This is a genomic window from Parendozoicomonas sp. 209JJ7-1 (assembly GCF_058147085.1).
Genome location: NZ_JBYVJU010000168.1, coordinates 1 through 453 on the forward strand (window position 1 = coordinate 1; position 453 = coordinate 453).

A 453-nucleotide genomic window follows, 5' to 3' on the forward strand; every position below is an offset into this window, starting at 1 on the left:
GGTTTCCCAATTATGGATAGAGCAGAAATAATCGGAAAGTGGAGCATCAATGCAGCATTCGAGGAGGATCTCTCAAATGATAAACAGCTTCACTTTCATGAGAATGGCACGGGGTGTGTAGTTGGCGGAGACGAAGTCGTCCTTAATTACGAGTGGAGTATTTCACAAGACGGTACCGATATCCTTATCGGCAATAATACTACCCCGGATGGCGAGCCTTGCGGTAAAAGAATGCTAATGGAATCAGGTGCAGCATTAAGTACAGAGTCATTTCCAAGAGGCGAGTTTAATGTGCTGAATTTTACAAAGTTCTCATTGCCATTCGGGTTGCGAAAGTTTGCAAAGCTATAAACCTAACAAGGCGTTGCAGACGGACAGTTTGTTCCGCGGCTCAAATGTGTTGTCGCTACGCTGTAACACATTTGCTCAGCTCCACAAACTGCCGCTGAACTT

Annotated in this window: 1 protein-coding gene; it reads left to right on the forward strand. The window is 45.3% G+C overall.

Features of this window, described 5'->3' with window-relative positions:
• Positions 1–351 (forward strand): hypothetical protein (locus ACY2RQ_RS19870; protein ID WP_490114749.1); only part of this gene is annotated, 351 nt, incomplete at its 5' end.
• Positions 352–453: the final 102 nt, after the last annotated feature.